The organism is Pseudonocardia sp. NPDC049154 (assembly GCF_040648315.1).
GTDB lineage: Bacteria > Actinomycetota > Actinomycetes > Mycobacteriales > Pseudonocardiaceae > Pseudonocardia.
The window spans coordinates 1-8,433 of record NZ_JBEZDN010000203.1 but is presented as its reverse complement, the minus strand read 5'-3'; the positions used below and the strand labels follow the sequence as shown (position 1 = coordinate 8,433).

Sequence of the window (8,433 nt, the reverse complement as noted above, 5' to 3'; positions counted from 1 at the left end):
GTCGCCCCGGGCCCCGCGGCGCCCGCGCCCGGACCGTCCGCGCCGCCGCCGTCGGGCCCCTCGAACCCCCCGCCGCCCTCGGGTACCGACCCGGGGACCGGCACCGGCAACGACACGGGCAGCGGCACCGGCTCGGGCACCGGGACCGGAACCGGGACGGGCTCGGGCAGTGGGACGGGCACCGGGACGGGAACGGGTACCGGGACGGACCCCGGCACCTCCACACCCCCCGCGACGGACGGCGCGCAGACCAGCAGCGCTGCCCCCGCCCCGCCGAGCAGCGCCGCCCCGGTCGACCCCCCGGTCTGACCCGTTCCGCCCCACTCCTGCCGGCCCGCGTCGGTGTCCTCCGGATGGCCGGGAGGAGGCCTCCCGGTGGCCCGTCACCCGTTCCGGGTCTCGGTTGCGTCTCGGCTCCCGTACTCGGCGTGACGTCCCCGGCTCCCCGGCCGATAGTCGGGTGCGGCGCCGTACGAGGGCGCCGAGCGAAGATCGAGTTGTGGGGAGGACCGGCGGTGGGTCGGCTGGCAGGAGTGGTGATCGGTCTCGAGGCCGCGGCGGTCGTCGTCGCGTATCTCGCCTTCGGGTGGCCGGTGCTGCTGATCGGGATCCCCGCGCTGGTCGGTACCGCGTTCGTCCTGCTGTTCGTGCACCTGTCCGAGAAGCCCCGGGCCCGGCTGGAGGAGGCCCGCGCCGCCCGCTACGAGGACGCACCGGTCCCCGGCGGGCTCATGAGCGGCTTCTTCGAGGTCCCGGCCCCGCGCGCGGTCGTCGAGGTGGATCACACCCGGGCATGAGCTGCCGGCCGCCCGCCGCCGTGCCACGGTGGTGAGGTGGCCCGAGGCGTGCATCCGTGCTGACCGGCCTGCTGTTCGCCCTCTGCGCGACCGTCCTCAACAGCGGGGCGGGGTTGTTGCAGTCGGCGGCGGCGCAGCAGGGCTCCTCGCGCACGCACCTGGCCCTGCGGCCGATGTACCTGGCCGGCCTGCTGGTCGACGGCCTCGGCTGGATCTGCACCGTGGTCGCGCTGCGGCACCTGCCGGTGTTCGCGGTGCAGGCCGCGCTCGGCCTGTCCATCGCCCTGACGGCCGTCGCGACGTGGGGCCTCTACGGCGTCCGGCTGCGGGTGGTGGACCGGGTGGGCGTCGGGGCCTGCGTCCTCGGGCTCGGGGTGGTGGCGGGCAGCGCGGGCGGGGAGGCCCCGGCGGACTTCTCCGGCACCGCGATCGTCGTGCTGGCCTCGGGGGTGGCGGCGCTGGCCGTCGCCGCGATCGCGGCCTGGCGGCTCTCCGCCGCGTGGCCGCTGTCGTTGATCGCGGGACTGGGCTTCGGCGGGACGTCACTCGCGGTCCGCGCCGTGCACGTCGCGCCCGACGCCGCGTTCGACGTCGGCCAGCTCGCCGGCCAGCCGGCGACGTACCTGATCGGGCTGTACTGGGTCATCGGGATCACCTGCTACTCGCGGGCGCTGGCGATCGGCAGCCTCGCCGGCGTCACGGCGGTGTTCTCGGTGACCGAGGTGATCGCCCCCGGCCTCGTGGGCATCGTGCTGCTCGGCGACCCGATCCGGAGCGGGTGGATCGTCCCGTTCGCGGCGGGCCTCGTCGTCGCGGTCGCGGGCGTGGTGGCCCTCGCGAATGCGCCGACGCCCCCGACCGGGCATCGTCGGCGCCGGCACGTCCGCTGAGTGCCGAGGAGCACGGAGGAGCACGGAGGAGCACGGATGCCGACCTTCACCCGCGACGGGGTGACCCTGCACTACGAGGAGCAGGGCTCCGGGTTCCCGGTGCTCCTGCTGGCCCCCGGCGGCCTCCGGTCCACGATCGACGCCTGGCAGCGGGCCCCGTGGAACCCGATCGACGAGCTCGCCCCGCTCTACCGCGTGATCGCGATGGACCAGCGCAACGCCGGCGGCGGCTCCTCCGGCCCGGTCTCCGCCGCGGACGGCTGGGACACCTACACCGCCGACCAGCTCGCCGTGCTCGACCACGCGGGCGTCGAGCGGGCGCACGTGCTGGGCATGTGCATCGGCGGCGCGTTCATCGCCCACCTGCTGCGCACGGCGCCGGACCGGATCACGGCGGCCGTCGCCCTGCAGCCCATCGGCCTGGCCGACAACCGCGGACGGTTCCACGAGATGGTGCAGGGCTGGGGCGAGGAGCGCGGGATCCCCGCCGAGGACCTCGCCGGCTTCCGGGACAACCTCTACGGGGGCGACGACGTGCTGTGGAGCGTCTCCGACGCCGACGTCGAGCGCTTCGACACCCCGATCCTCGTGCTCATGGGCAACGACGAGTTCCACCCGCAGGCCGCCTCGCGCACCCTGGCGCGGCTGGCGCCGAACGCGTCGCTGCTGGAGACCTGGAAGGACCCCGACAGCATCCCGATGGCCCAGAAGGCCGTTGCGGAGTTCCTGGCCGCGAACACCCCGGCCTGAGATCCGTTTTCTCCACGACGGCGGGTGATCCGGTCCGCCAGGATCGTCCCATGACCTGGGAGGACGTCGTGGCGATCGCGACCGCACTGCCGGAGGCCGAGGTGTCGACCTCGTACGGCACACCCGCGCTGAAGGTCCGCGGCAAGGGCTTCGCCCGGCTGCGCACCGAGGCCGAGGGCGGGTTGATGCTGGTGTGCGGCATGGACGAGAAGGAGGCCCTGCTCGCCTCGGGCGACCCGGCCTTCTTCACCACCCCGCACTACGACGGGTACGGCTCGATCCTCGTCGACCTGGCGACGGTCGAGCCGGCCCAGCTCGTCGAGCTCGTCGAGGAGGCGTGGCGGCGGAAGGCACCCGCCCGCCTGGTGCGCGACCGTGACGGTCAGGCGCGGTAGGTCTGGGCCACGACGTCGCCGAAGCGGGTGACGTCCGTCAGGTGCAGTGACACCTTCACCTGGTCCTCGGGCCAGAACCGCAGCCCGCCGCCGATCGAGACCGGGAAGACCTGCAGCCGCAGCTCGTCGACCAGCCCGGCGGCGAGCAGGGTCCGGACCAGCGTGGCGCTGCCGTTGACCAGCAGCGGCCCGCCGTCGCCCTTCCTCAGCTCGCCCACCGCGTCGACGACGTCGCCCACCAGGGGGCGCGCGTTCCACGTCAGCTCCTCCGGGCGCGAGGTGGCCACGTACTTGGGCAGAGCCGTCATCCGCTCGGCGAACTCCCCCTCGCGCTGCGGCCACGAGCCCACGAAGCTCTCGTAGGTGGTGCGGCCGAGCAGCAGCCCGCCGGCCTCGACGACCTCCTGGTACTTGAACTCGAAGAGCTCGGGCGTGGCGTGCCCGGGGACCCAGTTGGTGTGCGGGTGCGTCGGCTCGCCGCCGGGCGCCTCCATCACGCCGTCGAGCGTCATGAACTCGCTGACCACGATCTCGCGCATGGGTGCCGTCCTCTCCTGCCTCGGATGTCCCCCTGTCGACCGCCCGACACCCGGTAACTCATCGGCGTCCCCGACGGACGTCACGGCCCCAGGAACGCGTGGAGCAGGGCGGCGCCGCGGAGCATGGCGCGGGCACGGGTGTCGTGGGCGGCTCGCCGCTCCGCCACGGCCGCCCGGAGCGCCTCGGGGCTCCCGGTCCGGTGCAGCCCGTCGAGCACCGGGCGGATCCGCGCGAACGGGTAGTGACCCTGCCGGAGCAGCCGGACGATCTGCGCGTCCCGGATGTCGGCGGCCCCGTACCGGCGGGCGCGCCCGATCTGCTCCCGCTGCGGCGCGAGCAGCCCAGCGGCCTCCCACACCCGCAGGGCCGACGGCCGCACCCCGAGCCGCCGGGCGAGCTCGCCGACGGACAGGGGCGGGCCGGGTGGTGCCTGTGGCTCGGCCCCGGCGAGCACCTCCAGGGCGGCGGCGGCCTCGTCGGTGGCCAGGCGTTCGGTGTGCAGGCCGGCGTGGCTCTCGTCGAGCAGCCGGAAGGCCCGGGCGGTGTCGCCGGCGTGCACGGCGTGCATCACGGCCGTCGCGGTCGGATGGCCGTGGCCGACGGCCAGTGCGCGGTACGCCAGCAGCGCGCGCAGGTGGGTCTCCTCGTAGGCCCGGTAGCCCGACGCCGTCCGCGGGACCGGCGGCAGCACGCCGGCGTCCTCGTGGTTGCGGACCTGCTGCGTCGAGATGCCCGCGGCGCGGGCCAGGTCCACGGGGCGCAGGCGGGTGCGGGTCGGCCGGCTCACAGGGTGCGGAAGTACCGCACGGAGGGCAGCGCCGTGTAGCCGCAGTGCTCGTACAGCCCGCGGGCGGCCGCGTGCCCCGCGTCTCCGCCGGTCTCGACCATCGCGATCGTGCTGCCGCGTTCGCGCAGCCGTGCCGTCGCGTGCTCGGTGAGGGCCCGCCCGACCCCGTGCCGGTGATGGGCCGGGTCCACGGCGACCATGTGGATCTCGCCGGTCGTGTCGTCGAGCGAGTGCAGGGCGACGAACCCGGCCACACGCCCATCGACCTCGGCCACCCAGGCCTCCATGTCGGCGCAGGCCTGCGCGACCGCTCCGGCCTGCGCCGTCCGCCAGTCCGGGTAGTAGGCCTCGTACACCCCCGACCCGGCCAGCACCCGCTCCATCGACGCGAACACGGGTTCCCACGCCCGCAACGACAGCGCGACCACGGCCTCGCGGTCCTCGGCGGAATAGGCGCGCACGGTGGGCATCCCCACATGCTGCCCGCTCCCGCGGGCCCCGGACACCGGATTGCGCGGACGTCTGCGCGCTACTTCGTCCCGACCCCGATGGTGAGCGGCGCGGTCAGCACGGCCGAGCACCCCCGGCCGGAGCGCTCGCCGACCATCCGGTCGAGAACCCGGACGATCTCGGCCCGCTGCTCGGGGGTCAGGTCGGCGACGATCATGCCCGGGGCCGGGTTGCCGCCGATCGTCCAGTCCCACAGCTCCCGCCCGCTCCGCACCGTGATCCGCTCCTGCTGGTCCGTGGCGACGGTGACGTCCCTCAGCCCGGCGCCGACCAGCCGCCGGTGCAGGACGTGTGGATCAGCCACCTGGAACTCGAGCATCGGCTCGTCCGCGGCCGGCCCCGCGAACCCGGGAACCGCCGCCCGCACGGCACCGAGGAAGAACTGGAACGCCTCGAACCCGGCCGGGTCCCCGTAGGCGATCACGAGCACGCGACCGCCGGGCCTCGTGACGCGAACCATCTCGCGCAGGGCCCGCGGCTGGTCGGGAACGAGCATCACGCCGAACTGCGAACCGGTCACGTCGTACGTGTCGTCGCGCAGGTCGAGGGCATGGCAGTCCATCACCCGGCCCTCGGCGTCGAGCCCCTCGGCCCGCGCCCTGGCCTCGAAGCGCTCGATCATCCGAGGGGACCAGTCCGTCGCCAGCACTCGCGCGCCGAGCCGTGCGGCGGGAAGGCCGAGCCCACCCGTCCCGGCGGCGACGTCCAGGAACCCGTCGCCCGCCCGCACCCCGGCGAGCCGGAGACCGGCCGCGGCGACGTCGACCTCGCCGGGAGCCACGTGCTCGTCGTACAGCGCCGCGATCGCGTCCCAGGCCTCGACGGGTGCGGCCCGCCCCGCGTGGTCCTGCTCCAGATCCGTCATGTCGGCCTCCCTGAGCTCCGAGGACGGCGGACGGTAGGCGGGCGGGGAGCCGGCGGCGTCGGTCATCCGATCCAGCGCGCGCCGGACGGATGGTCAGTTCTGTGCAGCGGACCGCTCGAGGAGGCCGTTCTCGTACGCGTAGGCGGTGGCTGCGGCGCGCGACGGCACGCCGAGCTTGGTCAGCACGTTGTGGACGTGGCGGGCCACGGTCCGCTCCGACAGGCCGAGCTCGCGGGCGATCGCGCGGTTGGTCCGACCGGAGGCGACCAGGCCCAGCACCTGGATCTCGCGCGCGGTCAGGCGGCCCCGCGCCCGGTCGGCGGCCCGGGTCACGAGCTTGCCGAGTCGCTCGACGTCCGGTCGGGCGCCCAGCCGCGCGAAGACCGCCCGGGCGCCGTCCAGCTCCATCGACGAGGTCTCCTGGTCGCCGAGTGCCCGGCACGTCAGTCCGATCAGGACCCCCACCCGCGCCGACTCGTACGGGGCGTCGAGCCCGCGCCACACGTCCGCGGCGACCCGCAACCTCCGCAGGGCCGACCGCGCGTCGCCCTGTGCGAGCAGCACCGCTCCCGCCGCCGACGCCGCCACGGCCCGCAGGGAGGAGGAGTCGAGGAGCTCCGCGATCCGGTCCAGCTCCTCGGCCCCGGCGCGGGCCGACGCGAGATCGCCCGCCGCGACCGCGACCTCGACCTGCACCGGGAGCAGCCGGGCTCGGGCGGGCGGATCCTCGTCCTCCGCCAGGGCGCGCCGCAGGACCGCCGCCGCGGTGTCGACGCGTCCCTGCGCCAGCCGGAGCAGGGCCAGACCCGGTTCCGGCCGACGTCCGGCCCGAGCGGCCCTGCGATAGGCCTCCTCGGCCGCCGCGAACTCGCCGCGCAGCCGGTGGAGCTCGGCGAGCTGGTAGTACGCCGAGCCCAGCGTGTCCCACCGGACCGGACCGGCCAGGAGCTCGCACGCCCGGTGCGCGGCGGCCACGGCGGCCCCCCACGCGCCCTCGAGCTGCAGCAGCTCGCAGCGGTGGACCAGGCAGTTGCCCCGGTACGGCACGAGATCCGGCTGGGCGTCGCACCAGCGGGTCAGCGCCGCGGTCCACTGCCGGGCCCGCTGCAGGTCGAAGACCTCGGCGCAGCCGGCGATCACCGTGCAGTAGGCCATCCCGGCGTGCAGCGGCGACACCTCCCCCGAGGTGACTGCGACCATGACCTCGTCGAGCAGGGCGAGGCCGCCGCGCACATCGCCCCGCAGGAGCATGCACATGCCCTCGCCGAGGAGGGACATCGTCGAGAGGTCGCGGTCGTCGAAGCGCCCGCCGTCCGCGACACCCGACGCGAGCGCGGGCTGCGCGCCTTCCGGGTCGCCACTCCACATCTGGGTGAGGGCGTCCCAGGTACGCAGCCACGCGTGCTCCGCGCAGTCGTCGCACCCCTCGAGGACGCGCCGGGCCCGGGCGAACCACCCGGTGGCCGGTGCCGACTCCCCGCGGAACGTCAGGCCCGACGCGATCCGGATCGCGGCGCGGGCGGCCCGGTGCGGGTCGTGGAGTCGGACGGCGTCCTGGTGCGCGCGGGTCCAGGCGCCCGTGGCCTCCTCGTCGCGCCCGGTGAGGTACGCGGCCAGCGCCAGCATCTCGAGGCCGTCGGCGTCGAGCGGGGCGGCGGCGTCGGCCCTCGCGAGGTCCGCGTACGCCTTGCCCCACGAACGGCGGGCCAGAGCCGCCCGCGCTCGGGACAGTGCGCTCACGGTGCTCATCGCTGTGGCCGTTCTCCGCGGGCCGGTGGCGGAGCCGAGTGTGGCCGGTCGACGGCGGCGGGGCCAGCCCGGCCGTGACGATCCCGGTACGACGAAGGCCCAGGTCCGAGGTGGACATCCTCTGACCTGGGCTTTCGGGATGAGAGCGGATGACGGGAATCGAACCCGCGTATTCAGCTTGGGAACCAGCGGGACGGGCAAGGAAGGTGGCTCTGACCTGCGAGCAGGGTCGGTCATGGGTGCCCGAGATTGACCGCCGTTGACCCCTGCTTGTTGCTGGCCTGTTGTTGCGCTGGGGATCCACTTCGGCGTGGTTCTTCCACGTCACGGGTCGCCCTCGTGCTGGTCTCCTCGCGGCGCGGGTTCCACCCTGCCGGGGCGAGGGGTGGGCTGCAAGGCACGCTGTCCCGCCTTGTGGCCCGGCCCTCGGCCCGGTAGCCGTCTCGGCGCGCCGTGAGGAGACCAGCACTCCCCGTCTGCGAGCGGTGTCGGGTGTGGGCGGCGCCCGCATGCATGAAGATGGCGTGATGTGGCAGATCGTGTCCCGGCGGCCCACAGTCGAGGAGTACGTCGAGCTACGACGGTCGGTGGGCTGGCCGAGCCCTGACGTAGACCGGTGCAGCCGCGCGCTGATGGCTTCTGCGTACGCGGTGGTCGGTGTGACAGGCGAAGGCGCTCCGGTCGGGATGGGTCGGCTCGTGGGTGACGGTGCCGCGTACTTGTTCATGGTCGACGTGGTGGTCAGCCCTGAGGTACAGGGGCTCGGGCTCGGCGGCGCCCTCGCCGATGCGCTGGCCGCGTGGGCGGCTGACAGCGGAGCGGGTCACGTCGCACTTGCTGCTGCACCGGAGGTGGTCGCGTTCTATGCGCGCCGTGGGTTCGCGGTCGACGAGTCCGCCTACATGCGTCAGGTCGCCCCTCCAGGTAGGGCCGGGTAGCCGGTGCCGCCGGCCGCGAGCGGGCCGGAGGCAGGAGCGAGCGAGCCGAGCGGTGCCGGCGTAGCCGGCCCGCGCCGCCCCCGGCGGCCCCGGCCCCGCGCCCCCCGGGCGGCGGCCCCCCCCGCCGCCCTCGCGCGCCCCCGTCTCGCGGGGGCCCCCGACTGTGCGGAACTCCTCGTGCGGCTGGAGCAGGCGAAGGCCGAGGCCCACCG

General features: G+C 75.0%; 10 protein-coding genes and 1 pseudogene. 5 read left to right on the top strand and 6 right to left on the bottom strand.

Translation table 11 applies throughout. The features are described 5' to 3' along the window. Window positions 1-218: pseudogene (locus AB0B41_RS41780) on the bottom strand (hypothetical protein); the annotation flags it as partial. A 297-nt stretch (window positions 219-515) separates the two neighbouring features. Here AB0B41_RS41780 and AB0B41_RS41775 point away from each other — a divergent pair. The 4 genes from AB0B41_RS41775 to AB0B41_RS41760 are packed head-to-tail and all read left to right on the top strand — an operon-like array spanning window position 516 to window position 2,832. After that, complete coding sequence (locus tag AB0B41_RS41775; protein WP_358212607.1) at window positions 516-797, top strand: hypothetical protein; 282 nt, start codon at window positions 516-518, stop codon at window positions 795-797. A gap of 56 nt (window positions 798-853) precedes the next feature. Next, window positions 854-1,687 carry a hypothetical protein gene (locus AB0B41_RS41770; protein ID WP_358212606.1) on the top strand — a complete coding sequence of 278 codons (834 nt, stop codon included), beginning with the start codon at window positions 854-856 and terminating at the stop codon, window positions 1,685-1,687. A 36-nt stretch (window positions 1,688-1,723) separates the two neighbouring features. Then, window positions 1,724-2,437 (top strand): alpha/beta hydrolase, encoded by a 714-nt coding sequence (locus tag AB0B41_RS41765; RefSeq protein WP_358212604.1) that lies wholly within the window; start codon window positions 1,724-1,726, stop codon window positions 2,435-2,437. Window positions 2,438-2,487: 50 nt separating this feature from the next. After that, entirely contained in the window at window positions 2,488-2,832 is a 345-nt protein-coding gene (locus AB0B41_RS41760) for an MmcQ/YjbR family DNA-binding protein (RefSeq protein WP_358212602.1), read from the top strand. Here the strand turns inward: AB0B41_RS41760 and AB0B41_RS41755 are convergent. The 5 genes from AB0B41_RS41755 to AB0B41_RS41735 all read right to left on the bottom strand — a co-directional run bounded on the left by AB0B41_RS41755 (window position 2,820) and on the right by AB0B41_RS41735 (window position 7,283). Further along, on the bottom strand, window positions 2,820-3,371 hold the full coding sequence (locus tag AB0B41_RS41755) for a dihydrofolate reductase family protein (RefSeq protein WP_358212601.1): 552 nt from the start codon (window positions 3,369-3,371) through the stop codon (window positions 2,820-2,822). The genes AB0B41_RS41760 and AB0B41_RS41755 overlap by 13 nt on opposite strands. 80 nt (window positions 3,372-3,451) lie before the next feature. Continuing rightward, a complete protein-coding gene (locus tag AB0B41_RS41750; protein ID WP_358212599.1) occupies window positions 3,452-4,159 on the bottom strand; it encodes a MerR family transcriptional regulator in 708 nt (235 codons plus the stop codon). After that, window positions 4,156-4,629 carry a GNAT family N-acetyltransferase gene (locus AB0B41_RS41745; RefSeq protein ID WP_358212597.1) on the bottom strand — a complete coding sequence of 158 codons (474 nt, stop codon included), beginning with the start codon at window positions 4,627-4,629 and terminating at the stop codon, window positions 4,156-4,158. Before AB0B41_RS41745 ends, AB0B41_RS41750 begins: the two co-directional genes overlap by 4 nt. Before the next feature lie 59 nt (window positions 4,630-4,688). Further along, window positions 4,689-5,534 (bottom strand): class I SAM-dependent methyltransferase, encoded by an 846-nt coding sequence (locus AB0B41_RS41740; RefSeq protein WP_358212595.1) that lies wholly within the window; start codon window positions 5,532-5,534, stop codon window positions 4,689-4,691. Between the two features lie 93 nt (window positions 5,535-5,627). Then, complete coding sequence (locus tag AB0B41_RS41735; protein WP_358212594.1) at window positions 5,628-7,283, bottom strand: helix-turn-helix transcriptional regulator; 1,656 nt, start codon at window positions 7,281-7,283, stop codon at window positions 5,628-5,630. 527 nt (window positions 7,284-7,810) lie between these two features. Between AB0B41_RS41735 and AB0B41_RS41730 the strand changes: the two genes are divergently transcribed. Then, window positions 7,811-8,221 (top strand): GNAT family N-acetyltransferase, encoded by a 411-nt coding sequence (locus tag AB0B41_RS41730; protein WP_358212592.1) that lies wholly within the window; start codon window positions 7,811-7,813, stop codon window positions 8,219-8,221. Window positions 8,222-8,433 lie beyond the last annotated feature (212 nt).